The 18,602-nt window shown below is 67.1% G+C and carries 16 protein-coding genes and 2 pseudogenes; 3 read left to right on the top strand and 15 right to left on the bottom strand.

Translation table 11 applies throughout. From position 1 onward, the window contains the following. Window positions 1-60: 60 nt before the first annotated feature. From AB8P05_RS25385 to AB8P05_RS25370, 4 genes are all read right to left on the bottom strand, one after another. Window positions 61-1,050 carry a tripartite tricarboxylate transporter substrate binding protein gene (locus AB8P05_RS25385; protein ID WP_455174713.1) on the bottom strand — a complete coding sequence of 330 codons (990 nt, stop codon included), beginning with the start codon at window positions 1,048-1,050 and terminating at the stop codon, window positions 61-63. Window positions 1,051-1,121: 71 nt separating this feature from the next. Beyond that, a complete protein-coding gene (locus AB8P05_RS25380) occupies window positions 1,122-1,775 on the bottom strand; it encodes a 2-dehydro-3-deoxy-6-phosphogalactonate aldolase (protein ID WP_472760911.1) in 654 nt (217 codons plus the stop codon). 7 nt (window positions 1,776-1,782) lie between these two features. Continuing rightward, the gene (locus AB8P05_RS25375) at window positions 1,783-2,784 is read right to left on the bottom strand and encodes a 2-dehydro-3-deoxygalactonokinase (RefSeq protein ID WP_472760910.1); all 1,002 of its coding nucleotides are present in this window, start codon (window positions 2,782-2,784) and stop codon (window positions 1,783-1,785) included. Then, window positions 2,769-3,581: an IclR family transcriptional regulator gene (locus AB8P05_RS25370; protein WP_472760909.1), complete on the bottom strand. Its 813-nt coding sequence runs from the start codon at window positions 3,579-3,581 to the stop codon at window positions 2,769-2,771. Before AB8P05_RS25370 ends, AB8P05_RS25375 begins: the two co-directional genes overlap by 16 nt. Before the next feature lie 242 nt (window positions 3,582-3,823). On the opposite strand from AB8P05_RS25370, the gene AB8P05_RS25365 reads away from it, so the two are divergent. Continuing rightward, on the top strand, window positions 3,824-4,933 hold the full coding sequence (locus AB8P05_RS25365) for a branched-chain amino acid ABC transporter substrate-binding protein (RefSeq protein ID WP_455174717.1): 1,110 nt from the start codon (window positions 3,824-3,826) through the stop codon (window positions 4,931-4,933). Between the two features lie 77 nt (window positions 4,934-5,010). Here AB8P05_RS25365 and AB8P05_RS25360 read toward each other — a convergent pair whose 3' ends face one another. Beyond that, a complete protein-coding gene (locus tag AB8P05_RS25360) occupies window positions 5,011-8,025 on the bottom strand; it encodes an MASE3 domain-containing protein (protein WP_472760908.1) in 3,015 nt (1,004 codons plus the stop codon). Between the two features lie 215 nt (window positions 8,026-8,240). On the opposite strand from AB8P05_RS25360, the gene hmuQ reads away from it, so the two are divergent. Together hmuQ and AB8P05_RS25350 are read left to right on the top strand one after the other, a co-directional pair. After that, window positions 8,241-8,567 (top strand): heme-degrading protein HmuQ, encoded by a 327-nt coding sequence (gene hmuQ / locus AB8P05_RS25355; protein WP_472760907.1) that lies wholly within the window; start codon window positions 8,241-8,243, stop codon window positions 8,565-8,567. Between the two features lie 41 nt (window positions 8,568-8,608). Continuing rightward, window positions 8,609-9,502: a pirin family protein gene (locus tag AB8P05_RS25350; RefSeq protein WP_472760906.1), complete on the top strand. Its 894-nt coding sequence runs from the start codon at window positions 8,609-8,611 to the stop codon at window positions 9,500-9,502. A gap of 40 nt (window positions 9,503-9,542) precedes the next feature. Here AB8P05_RS25350 and AB8P05_RS25345 read toward each other — a convergent pair whose 3' ends face one another. The 10 genes and pseudogenes from AB8P05_RS25345 to AB8P05_RS25300 all read right to left on the bottom strand — a co-directional run bounded on the left by AB8P05_RS25345 (window position 9,543) and on the right by AB8P05_RS25300 (window position 18,596). Further along, complete coding sequence (locus tag AB8P05_RS25345) at window positions 9,543-10,376, bottom strand: hypothetical protein (protein WP_472760905.1); 834 nt, start codon at window positions 10,374-10,376, stop codon at window positions 9,543-9,545. A 129-nt stretch (window positions 10,377-10,505) separates the two neighbouring features. Continuing rightward, window positions 10,506-10,850, bottom strand: a complete 345-nt coding sequence (locus tag AB8P05_RS25340; RefSeq protein WP_472760904.1) for a HesB/IscA family protein — start codon at window positions 10,848-10,850, stop codon at window positions 10,506-10,508. A gap of 22 nt (window positions 10,851-10,872) precedes the next feature. Beyond that, window positions 10,873-11,208: an iron-sulfur cluster assembly protein gene (locus tag AB8P05_RS25335; protein WP_472760903.1), complete on the bottom strand. Its 336-nt coding sequence runs from the start codon at window positions 11,206-11,208 to the stop codon at window positions 10,873-10,875. Between the two features lie 129 nt (window positions 11,209-11,337). Then, the gene (sufU, locus tag AB8P05_RS25330) at window positions 11,338-11,805 is read right to left on the bottom strand and encodes a Fe-S cluster assembly sulfur transfer protein SufU (RefSeq protein WP_455174723.1); all 468 of its coding nucleotides are present in this window, start codon (window positions 11,803-11,805) and stop codon (window positions 11,338-11,340) included. Further along, window positions 11,802-13,064: a cysteine desulfurase gene (locus tag AB8P05_RS25325; RefSeq protein ID WP_472760902.1), complete on the bottom strand. Its 1,263-nt coding sequence runs from the start codon at window positions 13,062-13,064 to the stop codon at window positions 11,802-11,804. Before AB8P05_RS25325 ends, sufU begins: the two co-directional genes overlap by 4 nt. A 2-nt stretch (window positions 13,065-13,066) precedes the next feature. Next, entirely contained in the window at window positions 13,067-14,446 is a 1,380-nt protein-coding gene (gene sufD, locus AB8P05_RS25320; RefSeq protein WP_472760901.1) for a Fe-S cluster assembly protein SufD, read from the bottom strand. Beyond that, window positions 14,446-15,135 (bottom strand): annotated as a pseudogene (sufC, locus tag AB8P05_RS25315) (Fe-S cluster assembly ATPase SufC); the annotation flags it as partial. The gene sufD and the pseudogene sufC, both read right to left, overlap by 1 nt. Before the next feature lie 161 nt (window positions 15,136-15,296). Further along, complete coding sequence (gene sufB, locus AB8P05_RS25310; RefSeq protein ID WP_472760900.1) at window positions 15,297-16,781, bottom strand: Fe-S cluster assembly protein SufB; 1,485 nt, start codon at window positions 16,779-16,781, stop codon at window positions 15,297-15,299. Between the two features lie 45 nt (window positions 16,782-16,826). Beyond that, window positions 16,827-17,296: pseudogene (locus AB8P05_RS25305) on the bottom strand (SUF system Fe-S cluster assembly regulator). Window positions 17,297-17,600: 304 nt separating this feature from the next. Further along, on the bottom strand, window positions 17,601-18,596 hold the full coding sequence (locus tag AB8P05_RS25300) for a hypothetical protein (RefSeq protein ID WP_472760899.1): 996 nt from the start codon (window positions 18,594-18,596) through the stop codon (window positions 17,601-17,603). Between the last annotated feature and the right edge of the window lie 6 nt (window positions 18,597-18,602).

The following is an 18,602-nucleotide window of genomic DNA, read 5'->3' as shown; positions in this document are numbered from 1 at the left end:
CTCCTCAACCGATGAAGGCGTTCCCGGCGGCGGACCGCCGGGAACGGCGTCGGTCCGGCGTTACTTCGCCATGCCCAGCTTGGTCATCAGGTCCTTGAAGAAGGCATTGTCCTTCTGCATGACCTGACCGAATTCCGGACCATCGGCATAGGCCCAGGTCAGGTTCATCTTGGCCAGCTGGTCACGGAAGGCCTGGTCTTCCGCCGCGGCCTTGCTGGCGGTGCGCAGGGTGTCGACCACCGCGGCCGGCGTCTTCTTCGGCACCACGATGCCGCGCCAGGTGGCGACGGACAGGTCGATGCCCTTCTCCTTCAGGGTGGGCACGTCGGGGAAGGTCTTGCTGCGCTGTTCCGCCATGACGGCAAGCATGCGCAGCTGGCCGGCGGCGAGCTGGCTCGACACCTCGGCCGGGCTGACCGACACCGCTTCGATATGGCCGCCCAGCAGCGAGGTCACGGCCGGGTTGGCGCCGTCGAAGGGCACATGGTTGAAGGTGGTGCCGGTCTTCTCCTCCAGCGCCTCGGCCGCGAGATGCCAGATGGCGCCGGTGCCGGAGTTGCCGATGCGCACCTTGCCGGGGTTGGCCTTGGCGTGCTCCAGGAACTCCTCCACCGTCTTCCACGGGGCGTCGGCCTTGACGGTGATGGCGCTCGGCTCTGCGTTCAGGCGGGCAATCGGGGTGTAATCGTCCACCGTGAAGCGGGCGACGCCCATATGCGGCAGCAGGGTGATTTCCACCGTGCCCATGCCGATCTTGTAGCCGTCGGGACGGGCGGCCATGATCTCGGTCAGGCCGACGGCGCCGCCGCCACCGGTCTTGTTCACCACGCCCATCGACTGCGGCAGCTGCTTCTTGGCCGCATCGGCGAAGGCGCGGGCGACGAGGTCGGTGCCGCCGCCGGCGGCATAGGGGACGATCAGCTCGACGGGCTTCGCCGGATATTCGGCGGCCAGGGCGGCGCCGGAGATGGTTGCGGCTCCCGCGAACAGCATGCCGGCGGACAGGCCGGCCGTCAGGACGGTACGGGTCAGGCGAGTGGAGACCTTCATGGCATTCCCTCTGGGTGTGCCGGCTTGTGCGCCGGTCGTTGAAAGGTGACGATCAGAAAAAGGGATGGCGATCAGCGGCCGGACGATCCCTCCGCCCAAGCCTGGGCGAAGCGCTTGGCGCGGGCTGCGATTTCGGGCGCCGGCAGGCCGGGGCTGTAGAGCGCCGAACCGAGGCCGAAGCCGGAAGCGCCGGCTGTGCGGAAGGGCTGCATGGTGTCGGGCGTGATGCCGCCGACCGGCAACAGCCGCACGCTGTGCGGAATGACCGCGCGCAAGGCCTTCACCACGGTCGGGGGAATCTGTTCCGCTGGGAACAGCTTCAGCGCGTCGGCCCCGGCGGCGAGTGCCGCGAAGGCTTCCGTCGCGGTGGCGACGCCGGGGGTGCAGATCATCGAGCGCGACTTCGCGGCACGGATGACCGCGGTGTCTGCATGCGGCATCACCACCAGATCGGCGCCGATGGCGGCCAGCCGGTCCACGGCGTCCAGGGTCAGCACCGTGCCGGCTCCGACCAGCGCGTCGGACGGCAGGGCCTTGCGGATGGCGGCGATGCTGTCGAACGGGTCGGGCGAATTCAGCGGCACCTCGATCAGCCGGAATCCCGCTTCGTAGAGGGCCGCCGCCGCCGGCTCTGCCTCCGCCGGGGTCAGGCCGCGCAGGATCGCGACCAGGGGCAGGGCGGAGAAAGCCGCATCGAAGCGGGCGGAAAGCGAAAGTTCGGTCATGGCGCGCTCATCGTGCTGGGGTTGTGCCGGTGGCAAGCAGTCCGGCCGCAGCGGCGAACTGGAACAGCCCGCGTGGCGCGGTATTGCCCAGCTGTGCCGCCGGCGTGACGCCGAATGCGGCGAGCCCGCGTCCATAGCGGCTGCACAGGGCCGGGGCGCCGATCAGCAGCAGCGGCGTGCCGGCGGGCATCTCCGCCAACAGCGCCAATCCGGACCGCAGCTCGTGCCCGATCAGCAGGCCCGACAGGTAGTGGGCCAGCGCCTCCGCCGGCATGCGCTTGGTCAGGCCCAGCGTGCGGGTGGCGAACAGCTGGTGCGGCAGGTCGCCGGGACCGGCGGACTGCGCGGCGCGGATACCGAAGGCGAAGGCCGCGGCCTCATCCTCGGACGATGCCTCGCGGTCGGCGGGCATCAGGCGGCCGAGCAGCGAATGGGTCTTCAGGACCGCGAACAGCTCCCCCGTCATGTAGGAGGAGAAGGCGGCGATGCGCCCATCGGTGACGCGGACCCATTTGGAATGGGTGCCGGGCATGGCGATGCAGGCATTCCGCGCCCAGTCGGCATTTTCGGCCAGCGCACCGGCGATCTGGATTTCCTCCCCGCGCATCACGTCGGGGGGCGCGCCGGCCGGGTCGTGCAGAACGCCGGGGGCGATCAGGATGCGGCGGCCGGACGCCGTCTCCACCCGGGCCGCGCGGTCGGCCAGCGTCGCCGCATCGGCCGGGGTGGCGACATAGGGGGCCTCGACCCAGCCCTGGGCACTGCCGACCATGCCGCCGGCCACCACCGGCAGGTCCGGGTTCGCGTCCAGCCAGTCGCTGCACAGGCCGGCCAGTGCCGCGTCGAACCCGGCAGGGCCGGGCTGCGGCAGGTTCTGAATGCCGTGGCCGGTGGCCCGTTCGGCCAGCACGCGCGCGGCACTGTCCATCAGGAAGCCGCGCAGGCTCGACGTGCCCCAGTCCAGCGCGATCAGCGCCGGTGCGGTGGAAGAGTTCAGGTTGCGGTCCATCCCAAATCCTTGGAGATCGCGTCCGCCGTGGCCCGGACCAGCGGTCCCAGGGTGGCCATGCGGTCGTCGGGCATGTAGGGGACGGCGCTGGCGACGCTGATCGCCGCCACCACCAGATTGCGGCCATCGCGTACAGGTGCAGAGACGCAGCGGATGCCGAGTTCGTTCTCTTCCAAATCCATCGCCCAGCCCTGGGCGACGTAGCGGTCCAGCTGCGTCCGGAACTCCGGCCAATCGGCGGGGCGCGGCCGGTCGGGAGGCAGGTCGGCGGGGCATGTGAGCGCGTGCAGCGCCGCCCAGCGTGCCGGCGCCATGCCCAGCATCAGCGCCTTGCCCAGTCCGGTGGAGGCTATGGGCATGCGCTGTCCGGTGCGGGAGCGCATTTCCAGCCCGCGGGTGCCGGGGATCTTGTCGAGATAGAAGACCTCGCCGTTGTCCTCGACCCCGAGATGGACGGTGTCGCCGGTGGCCTGTGCCAGCGCCTCGATATGCGGGCGGGCGACGGCGACCAGCGGGCGCTGCTCCAGCGCCTTCATCCCCAGCTGGATCAGCTTCGGGCCGAGCAGATAGCCCTTGTAGGGGATGTGGTGGAGATACCCTTCGGCCACGAGGCTGACGAGCATGCGGTGGGTCGTGCTGCGCGGGGTGCCGAGCCGCGCCGCGATCCCCTTCACGTCGCCGATGCCAGCGGCCACGCATTCCAGCAAGGCAAGTCCGCGCAGCAGGGTCTGGGTCCCGGCGCCCTGCGGCTTGCCGCCTTCCGCCTCCTGCTCCGTCGCCTGGATGATTCCGCCCATGATTTGTTTGTTTGCCGTTGTTTTCTGAATGCTCGCGTATGACGCGGGGTGTGTCAAATAGTTTTGGTAGATACCAAATAGTGAGACATCTCCGGGAGCGGCCAACGGTCGCGGTCAGCCGTCGGAGCGCTGCGAAATCCATGATCGCGCTTTCAAAATCCTGTCGCTTGGGTCAGAAATGGGAATGTGCCGGGGCCGATGGACGTGGACCGGCGCAAATTGGTCATCCCAGGAGAAATATTATGCGTCTCACCGTCCTTTCCTTCGTCAGCGCGACGGCGCTGCTGGCCGGCTTCGGCACGGCGCAGGCGGACATCGTCATCGGACTCGGCACGGCGACCACCGGTCCGGTGGCGGCGCTGGGCGAGCAGTCGGTGTACGGCGCCAAGCAGGCGATTGCGGACATCAACGCCAAGGGCGGCGTGCTGGGCCAGAAGCTGGTGCTGAAGGTGGGTGACGACGCCTGCGACCCGCGCCAGGCGGTGGCGGTCGCCAACCAGTTCGTCCGCGATCAGGTCGCGGCGGTCGTCGGTCATCTGTGCTCCGGCGCCAGCATCCCGGCGGCCGACGTCTACCAGGAGGAAGGCGTGGTGATGGTCACCCCGACCGCCACCAACCCGCTGCTGACCTCCAAGGGCTTCCCGAACATCTTCCGCGTCTGCGGGCGCGACGACCAGCAGGGCGTGGTCGCCGGCAACTATCTGGCCGAGACCTTCAAGGGCAAGAACGTCGCGGTCCTCGACGACAAGCAGGCCTACGGCAAGGGGCTGGCCGACGTCGTGGTCGAGACGCTGGGGAAGGCCGGCGGCAAGGTCGCCTACCGCGGTTCCGTCACGGCGGGCGAGCGCGACTTCTCGGCGCTGATCACCGCCCTGAAGGACAAGAAGATCGATGCCGTCTATTACGGCGGCTATCACCCGGAACTGGGGCTGATCGTCCGGCAGGCCCAGGAACAGGGGCTGAAGCCGCAGTTCATCGCCGGCGACGGCCTGAACAACCAGGAATACTGGGCAATCACCGGCCAGGCCGGCGAGGGCACGCTGTACACCGACAGCCCGTCGGCCGCCAGCGATCCCAAGGCGCAGGAACTGATCGCCTCCTTCAAGGCGGCCGGCCTGCCGGAGCCGGGCAACTTCGCCTTCTACAGCTACGCCGCCGTACAGGTGATCGCCCAGGGCCTGCAGAAGGCCGGCAGCATCGACGGGAAGAAGCTGTCGACCGCCCTGCATTCCGGCAGCTACGACACCGTCGTCGGCCCGGTTGAATTCGACAAGAAGGGCGACATCACCAAGCCGAACTACGTGATGTATGTCTGGAACAACGGCCAGCCCAAGATGGTCGCCCAGAAGTAACCGAAACGCCGGTTCGGGGGACGGCCGGGCGGCCTTCCCCCGCCGGTTCGGCCGTCACTGCTTCATGCGGGCGGGTGTCAGGCGAGCGCCGGCTCTTCGGTGGCGGTCCGTTCCGCCGGGAGCACATATTTGCGCATGAAGTCGTCGACGGGCATCGGCCGGTCGAAGTAATAGCCCTGGAAGACCGCGCAGCCGTGGTCGCGCAGGAAATCCCGCTCCGCCGCGGTCTCCACCCCCTCCGCCACCGCCTTCAGCCCCAGCCGGCTGGCGATCGACAGCATGGTTTCCACCAGCACGGCGTTGTGGCTGTTGCGGTCGACGTCCTGGACGAAGGAACGGTCGATCTTAAGCTCTCCCACCGGCAGCCGTTTCAGGTAGGACAGCGACGAGAAGCCTGTGCCGAAATCGTCCAGCGAGAAGGAGATCCCGACCGCTGCCAGTTCCGACATCTTGGCGACCGTGTCGGCGCAGTCGCCGATGGCGATCCCCTCGGTGATCTCCAGTGTCAGCAGGCGCGGGTCGATGCGGCTGGCGCGGACCGCGGCGATAACCCCGGCGCAGAAATTCTGCTGGCGGAACTGGCGCGGGCTGATGTTGACGGACAGGTGGCAGCCGCTGCCGGCATCGGCCAGACGGCGCAGGACATGGCAGGCTTCCATCATGATCCAGTCGCCCAGCGGCAGGATCAGTCCCGACTCCTCGGCCACCGCGATGAAGGCACCGGGTGCGACGAATCCGCGCTGCGGGTGCTGCCAGCGGATCAGCGCCTCGGCCGCGACCAGGGTGCCGTCGGCGCCGGTCTGCGGCTGCAGGAACAGCGTGAACTCCCCGGCATCCACTGCCTTGCGCAGATCCTGCTGCAGAGCCAGACGCGCCTGGGCATCGATCAGCATCGCGGGATCATAGTCGCGGACGGTGTTCCGCCCGCCATCCTTGGCGGCATACATGGCGGTGTCGGCCTGCTTCAGCAGATCCTCCACCGATTCCTCCGGCGTCTTGGGGAAGACGGTCAGGCCGATGCTGGCGAAGATGCTGTGTTCGTAGCGGTCCAGGCGGAAGGGCTGGGCGACGGCATGCCGCAGCTTCTCCGCCACCCGCCACGCGACCTTGGATGCCTCCTCCGGCGTGGCGCCCAGGTCGGGCAGCAGGATGACGAACTCGTCGCCGCTCAGCCGGCTGACGAAGTCGTCCCGGCGCAGGGTGGCGTTCAGCCGGGCCGCCAGTTCGCGAAGAAGCGTGTCGCCGGCGACATGGCCGCGGGCGTCGTTCAGCCCCTTGAAGTCGTCGAGGTCGAGGAACATCAGGGCGCCGCACCGCCCGCCCTGCCGCGCCGCGCGCAGCCGGTCGTCCAGCTGTTCCAGCAGCAGGCGGCGGTTCGGCAGGTTGGTCAGCGGGTCGTAATAGGCCAGGCTCTCGATCTGCCGTTCCGCCCGTTTCCGTTCGGTGACGTCCATCACCACGGTCAGATAGCCGCGCACCGCCCCGCCGCTGTCGCGCAGCACGCTTGTGGCGGAGGAAAGGGCGACGCGGCTGCCGTCCTTCCGCATCCCGGTCCACTCGCCGGCATCGGGCAGGCCGCTGTCACGGGTGCGGGCGACCAGGGCCTCGAAGCCCGGGGGAATCGCTCGCCCCAGCTCCGTGGTCAGCCGGCCGGCATGGGCGCGAAGCTCCTCCCCGTCATAGAGATGCGGGAGTGAGGCGGTGCCGACCATCTCTTCCGCCCCATAGCCGAAGATCCGCTCCGCTTCGCGGTTGAAGACGCGAATTGTGCCGTCCAGCGTGGTGGCGATGATGCCGCAGGCGGCGCTTTCCAGAATGCCGGTGTTGAGCGACAGGCTGTCCTTCAGCGCCTCCCGGCTGGCATAGGCGTCCGTCACGTCCTGGAAGACCATCACGACGCCGTGCAGCGTGCCGTCGCGGTCGCGGATGGGCGACGCCATGTCGGCGATGTGGCTGCGGAGCCCGCCGCGCGCCACCAGCACCGTATGGTTGGCAAGCCCGACCATCTGGCCGTTCGCCAGCACCTGCTGGACCGGCACCGGAACCCGCTCCCCGGTCTCGGCATTCTCGATGTCGAAGACGTCGGTCACCGGCCGTCCGGCCGCCTCGCCGCCGGACCAGCCGGTCAGCCGTTCGGCCACCGGGTTCATCAGGGTAACGCGGCCGGCGGTGTCCGTCGCGATCAGCCCGTCGCCGATCGACAGCAGGGTGACGCGCGCCTGCTCCTTTTCCCGCCACAACTCGCGCTCGGAGCGGTGCAGGGCCTCGTAGGGGTGGTTGACCGCGGTGACGAACACGGCCCGGTACAGGTACCAGTAGCCGATGACCTTGTAGATGTGGCCGGCCACGTTGGCGAGGTCGTAGACGCTGAGATACAGCGAGAAGCACAGTTCGCTGATCGCGATGGCGACGGCGGCGATGACCATGCGGTGGACGTCCAGCTTGCGGGCCTCGCGACGCCGCCTGTGGAACAGCAGCGCGGCACAGGCATAGAGCAGGACCAGCACATATTCGACCGCGATCTTGAACGGTGTCAGCCCTTCACCGGCGATGAAGGTGCGCGGCAGCACCCCCGGATGCCAAAGCACGACCCAGAAGACCGTAGCGGTTACCGCAAGCACCGCGCCGATCAGCGGGTAGCGCAGAGCCGCCGATCCGGGGTGCCAGGGCAGCAGCGCCGCCAGCAGGAGGGCCGCCGCCGCCATCCCCCGGGCGCCGAACCAGAAGGCGATGGCCTTCTCCGGTCCCGACGGAGTGACGAAATCGGGCATGCCCGCGTAGGACAGCAGATGCCCGAAATCGAGCAGCGCCACCCCGAGGAAGCCGGTGGACAGGGCAAGCAGGGCGGACGGCGTCTCGTCCGTGTGGGAATGCCAGCCGATGGCGAAGATCAGGGCGGCCACGGCGATGGCGAAGATCTCGAAGAAGCTGTGCAGCGGCAGGTAATGGGCGAGATCGGCCGAGCCCGTCAGCCACGTCGCTTCGAGAACCAGCAGGAAGGGGACGGTCAGGGTGACGATGGTCGCAATGATGCCGGGCGGCCTGCAACGGACCCGGTCCGCCGCCGTCTGCGCTACGCTTGTTCCGGTCATGCCATTCCCCCGCGGCTGCGTGCCCGGCCATTCCGGCCTGCAGCCATCATATCTTTTTCCTCATATTAGAACTTTTTACATTAACGGATCGTAAGCAATCGCGAGGGCCACCGGTGAGGGGCTGGGTTGATTGCCGCGCCACGGCCCCAACCTCTATCCTGGTCAAGGTCGGGGCCGAGGTCGTGCTTGCCGACGATGCCGGGAAGGAAAGCCGCATGTTCATCGCGATGAACCGCTTCAAGGTGCGCCACGGGGCCGAACAGGAGTTCGAGGAGGTCTGGCTGAACCGCGAGGTCCATCTGCACAAGGTTCCGGGATTTGTCGAGTTCCACATGCTGCGCGGACCCGACCGGGACGAATACCGGCTCTACTCCTCCCACACCGTCTGGGAGTCGGAGGCGGCCTTCCAGGGCTGGACGCGGTCGGAGGCCTTCCGCGCCGCCCATGGCAATGCCGGCACCCGCAAGCCCCTTTACGTCGGGCCGCCGGAGTTCGAGGGGTTCGAGGTCATCCAGACCGTACAGCGCGATCCGGGCGTCTGAACGCCGATCCGAACGCCGTTACATCCTAGGGAGGGAAACCGATGCTGGAACTGGTGATCGAGCAACGCCGGAAGAGCCTGGGCGGTTTCGAGGTTGGCCGGGTCCTGCCCTTCGTCCAGCGGCGGATGGTCGGCCCCTTCGTCTTCTTCGACCATATGGGGCCGGTCGATTTCCAGCCGGGCCTGCCGCGCGACGTCGACGTGCGGCCCCACCCGCATATCGGACTGTCCACCATCACCTACCTGTTCGAGGGTGAGATCATGCACCGCGACAGCGTGGGCTCCGAACAGCCGATCCGGCCGGGGGAGGTGAACTGGATGACCGCCGGGCGCGGCATCACCCATTCCGAACGCTTCGAGCGCGCCCGGATGGAAGGCGGACGGATGCACGGCATCCAGGCCTGGGTCGCCCTGCCCGAAGCGGACGAGGAGACCGACCCGGCCTTCACCCATTACGGCACCGGCGACCTGCCGGCCTTCGAGGAGGGCGGGGTTCGCGGCCGGCTGGTGGCGGGCGAAGCCTTCGGCGCCAAGGCGGGGGTGAAGACCCACTCGCCCCTGTTCTACATCCACTGGGATCTCGCCCCCGGCGCCCGGGTTGAACTGCCGGCGGGGGAATGGGAACGGGCGGCCTATGTGGTGACGGGAACGGTGGAGGTCGAGGGGCAGGTTTTCGAGGCGGGGCGGATGGCCGTATTCGGCTCCGGCCATCCGGCTGTGCTGACCGCATCCACGCAATCCATCGTCATCGCCGTTGGCGGCGAACCGGTCGGTCGGCGCTTCATCGACTGGAACTTCGTGTCTTCATCGAAGGAACGGATCGAACAGGCCAAGGCCGACTGGCGCGCCGGGCGGATGAAACTGCCGGACCTCGACGACGGCGAATTCATCCCGCTGCCGGAAATGCCGAAGCCGCCGCCCAACCCGATGTCGTGAGGGGGCGGCGGGCAGTGCCTAGGCATCAGGGTGTTGAGCGCTATCGGCTGATCGGTTTGAAACTGTGCCAAGCCGGCATGGTGCCCTTGCCCAGACCTGGAATGTCGTAATCGGCGGCGAAGCGCGCCATCGCGTTGTTTTCAAGCTTGAAGCCGGCGGCGAAGAGCCGTTCGGCGGCAGCCATCTCTTCGTCGCTCTGGATTTTGTTGGTCGTTGCGCTGTTCTCGTGATCGTCCTCGCCGAAATCAAGATCGGCGAAGCGATTGGCTTTGCTTGTGAAGACCGCCCCCATCAAAGAGCCCTCTTCTTCGGAGAACCGCAGCATATCCGATTTTCCAAATCCCTTGAGGCGCTCGGAGATCGAGCGGTGCATGGCGCTGACTTCTTCCTGGCTGACCGATCCGCTTTTCCGGGCTTCACCCAATCGGTCGAGATCCTCGAGCGCTGCCTGATGGTCCGGATTCTCGGCGGCTTTCGCCGCTGCGGCGTTCTGTTCGCGCAGTGCCTTCATGCGATCAGCCATCTGCTGCTCTTCAGCACTATGGCCGCTCTCTGTTGTGAAGCGGTTGAACAGCGCATTCTTCGCCAGGGATCGCAGTCCCTTCACCGCGTCATCCGCCGACACGCGGCCGGATTCGACGAGGCTTTCCAACTGCTTCTTGCTGTCGGAGTCGAGATGCTCGAAAGCTTTCGCCGCCATACCGGTCAGGGCCTTGCCAAGCTTGCTCACGGCGACGGTGTCGCCGGCCGATGCTGCCGGTGCGGCCGACGAAGGGGAGGGCGCGGCCTTGCTGGAAAACAGCTGAGACGCTTTGGTTGTACCGGCATTGCCGGTCAGCGCCGCCCAGGCGTTGCTGTAAACGCTCTGCACCATCTTACACCCCCAACTTTGCGTGGCGATGCGATCACCATAGCGCAAGTGAGGGTATGAGTCAAAATTACGCGGGATTTATAACGATATTTCCTCCACCGCCGCGAGCAGCGGTGGAGGCGTCATCCGACCTCAAACGTGGAAGCTTTCGCCGCAGCCGCAGCGGCCCTTCTCGTTGGGGTTCTTGAAGACGAAGCCGGTCTGGAACTTGTCGTCGACATAGTCCATCTCGCTGCCGATCAGGAACATGACGGCAGCAGGATCGATCAGGATGGTGACGCCCTTGTCCTCCACCACCTCGTCGAACTTCATCTTCTCCTTGGCATACTGAACGTCGTAGCTGAGGCCGGAGCAGCCGCGCGCCTTCACGCCGATGCGCAGGCCGACCATGTCGTCGGTGGCCTTGGACATCAGCGCCTTGACGCGCTCCGCGGCGGCGTCGGTGATGGTGAGCGCCTTGGGCAGGGGGCGGGTCATGGTGACGGTCTCCTAATACGGCTCAGAACATATCCAGTTGCAGGCGGGCTTCTTCGGACATCATGCCCTGGTGCCAGGGCGGCTCCCACACCAGCTCGATCTTGACCTCGTTGACGTCCTCGACGCCCAGCACGGCCTGACGGACCTGCTCGGGCAGTTCGCCGGCCACCGGACACATGGGGCTGGTCAGCGTCATATCAATCTCGACATTGCGCTGGCCATCCATGTCCACACGGTAGATCAGGCCCAGTTCCCAGATATCGACCGGGATTTCCGGGTCGTAGCAGGTCTTGATGGCCGCCACGACGCGATCCATGATCTCCTCCCGCGGGTCGTAACCCTCGGGCGGCTGGGGCATCGGGGCAAACTCCTTGATTCGGGAGCCTCGCTCGCCGCATCGGCCTTCATCTGCGCCTCGGCTTCCGCCGGATTGGGGGCCATCGGGCGCTGCGTCAGGGTTTCATCGGGCATTTCGATCCCCCTTCCCTCAATACTGGTCGCTGGAGGCCGCAGCCTCGCCATGCAGTGCCGCGTTCATGGCGTGCCACGCCAGGGTCGCGCATTTCACCCGCACCGGGAACTGGCGCACGCCGGACATCACCATCAGCTTTTCCATCGTCTCGTCGTCGACACCCTCGGGGATGTCGGGCTCGTCCTGGGTGCACAGCTCGTGGAAGGCATGGAACAGCGTTTCCGCCTCCGCCGCCGTCTTGCCGCGCACCAGCTCCGTCATCATCGAGGCGCTGGCGGTGGAGATGGCGCAGCCGCGGCCCTGGAAGGCCACGTCGTCCACCACCCCGTCCTTCAGGGTCAGATAGACCATGAAGCGGTCGCCGCACATCGGGTTCTCGCCCTTCGCCTCGCGGTTGGCGTCGTCGGGATGGCGGAAGTTGCGGGGATTCTTGCCGTGGTCCAGGATTACTTCCTGATACAGCTCGCGCAGGTCGTCCATCATGCTCCGAAGAACTCCTTGACCGCCTGGAGGGACTGGACGAGGGCGTCGGCTTCCTCCCGGGTGTTGTACAGGCCGAAAGAGGCGCGGACGGTCGGTCCGACGCCGAACCGCTCGGCCAGCGGCTCGGCGCAATGGCGGCCGACGCGCACGGCGACGCCATACTGGTCGACGATGGTGCCGACGTCGTGCGGGTGCACGCCCTCCAGCGCGAAGGAGATGATCGGCCCCTTGCCGGGCGCGGTGCCGACGATGCGCAGGCCGTCGATCTGCGACAGCTGCTGCGTGGCGTATTGCAGCAGGTCGTGCTCGTGCGCGGCGATGGCGTCGCGGCCGAGCGCCTCGACATAGTCGATGGCCGCACCCAGCCCGATGACCTCGGTGATCGGCGGGGTGCCGGCCTCGAAGCGAGACGGCGGCGCCTTGAAGGTGGTGCCTTCGAAGCTGACGCTCTCGATCATGTCGCCGCCGCCCTGGTAGGGGGGCATCTTCTTCAGGAGGTCGTACTTGCCGTACAGCACGCCGAGGCCGGTCGGACCGTAGAGCTTGTGCGCGGTGAAGACGTAGAAGTCGGCGTCGATGTCCTGCACGTCCACCGTGCCATGCACCACCGCCTGGCTGCCGTCGAACAGCACCGGGATGCCGCGCTCATGCGCCAGCTTGGCGATGGTCTTCGCCGGGGTGACGGTGCCGAGAACGTTGGAGCAGTGGGTGATCGCCACCAGCTTCGTGCGGTCGGACAGCAGGCCGCGGTAGGCATCCATGTCGAGGACGCCGTCCTCGTCGCAGGGCACGACCTTGATGACGATCTTCTTCTCGGCCTGGAGCAGCTGCCACGGAACGATGTTCGCGTGATGCTCCATGATCGACAGGATGACCTCGTCGCCTTCGTTCAGGAAGGTCCGGCCATAGCTGCTGGCCACGAGGTTGATCGCCTCGGTCGAGCTGCGGGTGAAGACGATGCAGCGGTCGTTCGGCGCGTTCAGGAAGCGCGCGACCTTGGCCCGCACCGCCTCGAACTGGTCGGTCGCGGTCTGCGACAGGAAATGGACGCCGCGATGGATGTTGGAGTAATCCTCCTCCAGGAAGCGGGTCATGGCCTGGATGACCTGACGCGGCTTCTGGGCGGAGGCGCCGCTGTCCAGATAGACAAGCGGCTTGCCGGGCTTTCCCTTCCTGGCGTGGACGCTGCGGGCGAGGATCGGGAAATCCTCCCGCACCCGCTGCACGTCGTAGGCTTGGTTCAGGATGGCATCGGACATGGTTACTTCTGCTCCTCCAGCCAGCCGGCGATGATTCCCTGGAAGGCGTCGCGGATCGACTCCTCGGCGATTTCCTCCAGCGATTCCGACAGGAATGCGCCGATCAGCAGGCCCTGGGCGGTGTCGCGGTCGATGCCGCGGGCGCGCAGGTAGAACAGCGCGTCGTCGTCCAGCTCGCCCGCGGTGCAGCCGTGGCTGCACTTCACGTCGTCGGCGTGGATTTCCAGTTCCGGCTTGCTGTCGATCTCGGCACCGTCGGACAGCAGCAGGGCGCGGTTCAGCTGGTAGCCGTCGGTCTTCTGCGCATCCGGGCAGACCGTGATCTTGCCCTGGAACACCGCGCGCGCCGTGTCGTCGATGACGCCCTTGTAGACCTCGCGGCTGGTGCCGTTCGGCTTGGCGTGGACGATCACCGTGGTGGTGTCGGCATGCTGGGTGCCGCGGACCAGATAGCCGCCGCTGACATGCGTCCGCGCCTCGGTCCCGTCCAGGCGACTGACCACCTCGTTGCGCGACAGCCTGGCACCCGTCGTCAGGATGAAGTTGTCGTAGCAGCCGCCGGTCGCCACCGTCGCCGCGATGTGCGACAGGTGGATGGCGCCGCCGCCTTCGCGCTGCGACTTGTAATGGTGCAGGGTGGCGCCTTCGCCGACGAACACCTCGGTGACGTGGTTCGACAGCGTGGTGCCGGCGCCGCGGCCGACATGGTGCTCGACCACCACCGCCTTCGACCCGGCCTCCGCGATCAGCAGGCTGCGCGGGTGGCAGGAGGTCGCCTGCGCTTCGGTCCCGACGGAGACGAAGACCAGCTCGATGGGACGTTCGACCTGGACGCCGGCCGGCACATGCAGCACCGGGCCGTCGGCGAGGTAGGCGCTGTTCAAGGCCACCAGCGGCCGGTCGTCCGCCGCGGCGAGGCGGCCGATATGGTCGGCCAGCAAGTCGCCATGGGTGGACAGCGCGGCGGCGAGGCTCAGCAGTTCCACCCCCGGCGGCAGGCCCTCGACCGACGACAGGTCGGCGCGGAAGCGGCCGTCGACGAAGACCAGACGCGGACCGTCCTGCCCCTCGGCCCGGACGGTCGGCAGCAGGTCGATGGTGGCCGCCGCCGGGGCGGCGGGCTGGAAGCTGACCTTGGCGAGGTCGCGCAGGTTGGTGTAGCGCCAGCTCTCGTTCTTGATCGTCGGCAGGCCGACGGCGGCGAAGCGCTCGCGGCCGGCGGTGCGCAGCTCGGTCAGCCAGGACAGGCCGCTGCCGGGCAGGCCGGCGCCCATCTCGTCGAGCGGCGCCAGGAAGGCCGGCGCCGTCGCCGGATCGGCGCCCCGCGTCGAGTAGGTCATCGGATGCAAGCGGGAGTTGGCTTGGGTGTTGGGGGCCGTCATCACGCCGCCTCGCTCGCGCCGAAGTCGCGGTAGCCGTTCTTCTCCAGCTCCAGCGCCAGCTCCTTGCCGCCCGACTTCACGATGCGGCCGGCGGCCAGGACATGGACATGGTCGGGAACGATGTAGTCGAGCAGGCGCTGGTAATGGGTGATGACCAGCATCGAGCGGTCCGGCGACCGCAGGGCATTGACGCCCTCGGCCACGATCTTCAGCGCGTCGATGTCCAGGCCGCTGTCGGTCTCGTCGAGGATTGCGAACTTCGGTTCCAGCACCGCCATCTGCAGCGTCTCGTTGCGCTTCTTCTCACCGCCGGAGAAGCCGACATTGACCGCGCGCTTCAGCATCTCGTCGGACATGCCCAGCGCCTTGGTCTTGGCGCGGATCAGCTTCAGGAACTGCATGGCGTCCAGTTCCTTCTCGCCGCGGTACTTGCGGATGGCGTTGATCGCGGTCTTCAGGAAGGTGGTGTTGCCGACGCCGGGGATTTCCACCGGATACTGGAAGGCCAGGAAGACGCCCTCGGCCGCCCGCTCTTCCGGCTCCATCGCCAGCAGGTCCTTGCCGTAATAGGTGACCGAGCCCTCAGTGACCTCATAGCCGTCACGGCCGGCCAGCACGTAGGACATGGTGCTTTTGCCGGCGCCGTTCGGCCCCATGATGGCATGGACCTCGCCCGGGCGGATGGTCAGGTCGACGCCCTTGAGGATTTCCTTGCCGTCCACGGTGGCGTGCAGGTTCTTGATTTCGATCATCGTCTTCGCCTCGTTCTCTTCTTCAGGCTTCCGGCACGCCGTCCGGTGGCTTCACTCTGTCCTCCTCCGCTCCCTCGGGGAGCGGAGAGGGCATGTCCTTACCCCACGCTGCCTTCCAGGCTGATGCCCACCAGCTTCTGCGCTTCCACGGCGAATTCCATGGGGAGTTCCTTCAGGACCTCCTTGCAGAAGCCGTTGACGATCAGGGACACCGCGTCCTCTTCCGAGATGCCGCGCTGGCGGCAGTAGAACAGCTGGTCCTCGCTGATCTTGGCCGTGGTCGCCTCATGCTCGATACGGGCGGAGCGGTTGCGGCTCTCGATGTAGGGGACCGTGTGGGCGCCGCACTGGTCGCCGATCAGCAGGCTGTCGCACTGGGTGTGGTTGCGCGCACCCTCTGCCCTGGGCAGGATCTTCACCAGCCCGCGGTAGGTCTGCTGCGCCTTGCCGGCAGAAATGCCCTTCGACACGATCGTCGAGCGGGTGTTCTTGCCGATGTGGATCATCTTGGTGCCGGTGTCGGCCTGCTGGAAGTTGTTGGTGATGGCGACCGAATAGAACTCGCCCACCGAATTGTCGCCCTGCAGGATGCAGCTCGGATACTTCCAGGTGATCGCGGAGCCGGTTTCCACCTGCGTCCAGGAGATCTTGGAGTTCTTGCCGCGGCAGGCGCCACGCTTCGTCACGAAATTGTAGATGCCGCCGACGCCTTCCTCGTTGCCGGGATACCAGTTCTGGACGGTCGAGTACTTGATGGTCGCGTCGTCCATCGCCACCAGTTCCACCACCGCGGCGTGCAGCTGGTTCTCGTCGCGCTTGGGCGCCGTGCAGCCTTCCAGATAGCTGACGTAGGAGCCCTCGTCGGCGATGATCAGCGTCCGCTCGAACTGGCCGGTGTTGGCCTGGTTGATGCGGAAGTAGGTCGACAGCTCCATCGGGCAGCGCACGCCCTTGGGGATGTAGACGAAGCTGCCGTCGGTGAAGACCGCGCAGTTCAGCGTCGCATAGTAGTTGTCGGTGTAGGGCACCACCGAGCCGAGATACTTCTTCACGAGTTCCGGGTGCTTCTGCACCGCTTCGGAGATCGCGCAGAAGATGATGCCCATCTCCTCCAGCTTGGCCTTGAAGGTGGTGGCGACCGACACGCTGTCGAACACGGCGTCGACAGCGATGGCCGGGCTCTTGCCCTCCGACCCTTCGACGCCGGCCAGTATCTCCTGCTCACGCAGGGGGATGCCCAGCTTCTCGTAGGTCTTCAGCAGTTCGGGATCGACCTCGTCCAGCGATTTCGGCCCGGCCTTCTTCTTGGGTGCTGCATAGTAATGCGCATCCTGATAGTCGATGGGCGGGAAGCTGACGGCGGCCCATTGCGGCTCCTCCATCGTCTGCCAGACGCGGAAGGCCTTCAGGCGCCATTCCAGCAGCCACTCCGGCTCCTCCTTCTTGGCGGAGATGAAGCGGACGATGTCCTCGTTCAGGCCCTTCGGCGCGACGTCGGCCTCGATGTCGGTCGTGAAGCCGTACTTGTACTTCTGCTCCGTGACGGCGCGGACCTGCTCGACGGTTTCCGGTTGGGCGGCCATGGCTTTGCCTCGTCCTTCTCAAGAATGCTGTTCGGTGCGCGCCGTTCAGTGCGCAGGGCGGGCCGGCTGGGCGGCTGTGGAATTCGTTGCGGCTGCCGGGGCCGGGAAGGTGATGGGGGCCATCATGTCGGCCAGCGTCACCTCCTCCAGCGCGTTGCGGATGGCGCGGTTCACCTTTTCCCAACCGCCGCGCATGGGGCAAAGTTGCTCCACCCCGCATTGGCTGTCGGCGCCGTCGACGCAGGCGGTCAGCGCGATGGGACCGTCGAGCGCCGTGATGATTTCCGCGATGGAGATTGCATCGGCGGGGCGGCTCAGCGCATAACCGCCGGCGGCCCCCGCTGCGAAGTGGTCAGTCCCGCCGGGGTCATCGCCTTCATCAGCTTGGCGACGGTGGGAGCGGGAACGCCGGTGCGGTCGGCAAGATGGGCGACGGTATGGACCGTGCCGACCTGGCGCGCCATCTCGCTCAACACGACGATGGCATAGTCGGTCAGCTTGCTCAGCCGGATCATGCCCGCACCCCGTTTCACCCGGTTTCGAATACAGGACCAATTTAGTCCTGATTACTCCCTGGGGCAAGGGGCGTTTGTCGATTAAAGTGCAGGGTTTCCGCGGCTTTGGCGCCTGTGCATGGCTGACACGCCGGGAATACCCATCGGGCTTGCTTGGTTATAGCGCCGCTCTTTCCACCACGCTACCGCCAAGTCGATGGTGAAGGGCGGGAATGCGGCGGTTTGCCGCAACCGGACTGCACAATACGGAAAACCCCGCGCCGGGAGGGCGCGGGGTCGGTCCGTGTCAGCCGGGAAAGGGGGATCAGCCCGGCTTCTTCACTTCCTCGCGGGCGGCGTTGGTGGCTTCGGAGACCACCTCGCGGACGTCTTCCTTGGCCGACTCGACCACGGTCTGGGCCGCGGCCTGGGCGGCGCGGGTGCCGCGGTCGAGCGCGTCCATCGCGATCGCCTTGGCGCGCTCGGTCGCCTCGTCGGCATATTCGCCGACCCACTGCTTCTCATAGCGCGTGCCCGGCAGGGCGGCGCCGATGGCGGCACCCAGTGCCACGCCCATGGCGCCGGCGACGATGGGATGATCCTCCACGAGGTCCCAGAAGCCGGTCGTCACGTCGTGGGCGCGGTGGCGCAGATGGTCGGTCGACGGCGCCATGGAGGACAGGCGCGACATGCCGCGGCTGGCGTAGCCTTGCGATTGCCGCTGTCCATGGATTTCGCCCCGGCCCGACACATGGTCGTCGTCCGAACCGCCCATCATGCCGCTGACGGTGCCCGACGCGCTGTCATAGGCGGAACTGGCGGCGCTGCGCACGCTGTCGGTGGCGCTGCTCAGCGACTCGCGGGCATAGTCGACGGCGTCGCCCATGCGGTGGCGGGCCGACTGGACGGTGCTGGACCGGGCGATGCGGCGGTCGTAGCCGGTGCTGGACAGGGCGAGCCAGCCCAGCCCGATGCCGACCAGGGCCAGCGGGATCGGGTTGCTGGTGACGCTGCTCAGCATCGAGCCGTCGGAGGAGGAGCGCGAACGCGACCCCTTGTAGTGGACGGTCTGGCCGCTCTCATAGCGGTCGGACTGGTGCTGGTGGGAGCGCTGGGACGGGGTTTCCGGCGTCGCCGGCGTATAGGTGTGCTTCATGGTGTTCTCCATCAGGGTTTGGGGCGACCACCGGGCCAGACTGTCGCGCAAACGTGAGGTGCGGTCGCGCAGCGCCTCGACGGTGCCGCCGATGCGCGCGCGGCTGGCGCGGATGTCGCCTTCCAGGGCGTCGAGGTCCTGCGGGTTGCGGTCGTCGTCCGTCATCGGCCG

Source organism: Azospirillum sp. VT-I1 (genome assembly GCF_055698305.1).
The sequence above is the reverse complement of the archived record's forward strand: the minus strand, read 5'-3'. Positions and strand labels throughout refer to the sequence as shown.

Excerpts from the sequence above, each read along its gene's own strand:
- AB8P05_RS25345 (WP_472760905.1), bottom strand. The coding sequence starts at position 10,376 with ATGGTGCAGAGCGTTTACAGCAACGCCTGGGCGGCGCTGACCGGCAAT.
- AB8P05_RS25380 (WP_472760911.1), bottom strand. The coding sequence starts at position 1,775 with ATGACCGAACTTTCGCTTTCCGCCCGCTTCGATGCGGCTTTCTCCGCC.
- AB8P05_RS25300 (WP_472760899.1), bottom strand. The coding sequence starts at position 18,596 with ATGACGGACGACGACCGCAACCCGCAGGACCTCGACGCCCTGGAAGGC.
- AB8P05_RS25385 (WP_455174713.1), bottom strand. The coding sequence starts at position 1,050 with ATGAAGGTCTCCACTCGCCTGACCCGTACCGTCCTGACGGCCGGCCTG.
- AB8P05_RS25370 (WP_472760909.1), bottom strand. The coding sequence starts at position 3,581 with ATGGGCGGAATCATCCAGGCGACGGAGCAGGAGGCGGAAGGCGGCAAG.
- AB8P05_RS25350 (WP_472760906.1), top strand. The coding sequence starts at position 8,609 with ATGCTGGAACTGGTGATCGAGCAACGCCGGAAGAGCCTGGGCGGTTTC.
- sufU (WP_455174723.1), bottom strand. The coding sequence starts at position 11,805 with ATGATGGACGACCTGCGCGAGCTGTATCAGGAAGTAATCCTGGACCAC.
- AB8P05_RS25360 (WP_472760908.1), bottom strand. The coding sequence starts at position 8,025 with ATGACCGGAACAAGCGTAGCGCAGACGGCGGCGGACCGGGTCCGTTGC.
- AB8P05_RS25335 (WP_472760903.1), bottom strand. The coding sequence starts at position 11,208 with ATGCCCCAGCCGCCCGAGGGTTACGACCCGCGGGAGGAGATCATGGAT.
- AB8P05_RS25365 (WP_455174717.1), top strand. The coding sequence starts at position 3,824 with ATGCGTCTCACCGTCCTTTCCTTCGTCAGCGCGACGGCGCTGCTGGCC.
- AB8P05_RS25325 (WP_472760902.1), bottom strand. The coding sequence starts at position 13,064 with ATGTCCGATGCCATCCTGAACCAAGCCTACGACGTGCAGCGGGTGCGG.
- AB8P05_RS25340 (WP_472760904.1), bottom strand. The coding sequence starts at position 10,850 with ATGACCCGCCCCCTGCCCAAGGCGCTCACCATCACCGACGCCGCCGCG.
- sufB (WP_472760900.1), bottom strand. The coding sequence starts at position 16,781 with ATGGCCGCCCAACCGGAAACCGTCGAGCAGGTCCGCGCCGTCACGGAG.
- hmuQ (WP_472760907.1), top strand. The coding sequence starts at position 8,241 with ATGTTCATCGCGATGAACCGCTTCAAGGTGCGCCACGGGGCCGAACAG.
- AB8P05_RS25375 (WP_472760910.1), bottom strand. The coding sequence starts at position 2,784 with ATGGACCGCAACCTGAACTCTTCCACCGCACCGGCGCTGATCGCGCTG.
- sufD (WP_472760901.1), bottom strand. The coding sequence starts at position 14,446 with ATGACGGCCCCCAACACCCAAGCCAACTCCCGCTTGCATCCGATGACC.